Origin of the sequence: Brevibacillus sp. SAFN-007a (genome assembly GCF_051967035.1) — a bacterium.
In the GTDB taxonomy this organism is placed as follows: domain Bacteria; phylum Bacillota; class Bacilli; order Brevibacillales; family Brevibacillaceae; genus Brevibacillus.
Genome location: NZ_JBQCKK010000065.1, coordinates 1 through 591, shown reverse-complemented (window position 1 = coordinate 591; position 591 = coordinate 1). Strand labels below are relative to the sequence as shown.

At 41.6% G+C, this 591-nt stretch carries 2 protein-coding genes; one reads left to right on the top strand and one right to left on the bottom strand.

What is annotated here, in order from left to right; genetic code table 11:
* The first annotated feature begins 150 nt into the window (after window positions 1-150).
* Window positions 151-324: a DUF6906 family protein gene (locus ACTHO6_RS21225; protein ID WP_396136167.1), complete on the top strand. Its 174-nt coding sequence runs from the start codon at window positions 151-153 to the stop codon at window positions 322-324.
* On the opposite strand, the gene ACTHO6_RS21220 is transcribed toward ACTHO6_RS21225, so the two are convergent.
* On the bottom strand, window positions 299-591 hold a 293-nt coding region (locus ACTHO6_RS21220; RefSeq protein ID WP_440243824.1), incomplete at its 5' end, for a hypothetical protein. The genes ACTHO6_RS21225 and ACTHO6_RS21220 overlap by 26 nt on opposite strands.

The following is a 591-nucleotide window of genomic DNA, read 5'->3' as shown; positions in this document are numbered from 1 at the left end:
AAGCGACACTTGCCCCAGGCGATCCAACCCAACGTGTTCATCCCGACAGAATGGCTAATCAAGTGGCTGCCGGTACTCATTGAAGAAGAGATGAAACATCAAGGCTCAGTGGCTTAACGGCGGAAGTGAGAAGAAGAAGGAGTTGAGACAGTGAAAAACGGTAAAAACCTGAAGCGAACGCAAAAACTCGTACTTCTTAGCCGCAACCTCAATCCGAAGGAATGGCTAATAAGCAAAAAGTTGCCCGATATGTGGCTGCTCGTTCATCGACGGACAAAACAAACATTAGCATTATCACTCAATAGTAGTTCAGATGCGAGTTAAATTGCCATGTAGACAACATTTCATCAGCTTGTTGGATATTCTCCTGACATTGTTTAATCTGTACAGCTTTTCGAGGTAAAAACAGTGGAGGGAAATAACAATGGATTCCTTTAAACCAGCGAAAATAATTGTTAGCATCCTTTGGCTTGTTACTGTGATCATTATGTTTTATTGGGGGGAGAGATGAGGACATGTTGTTTGATCCATAGTGTAAGCCTGTAACCCGAGTTGATTTCGTTACCAAACTTAAAACTACTATATCAAAAA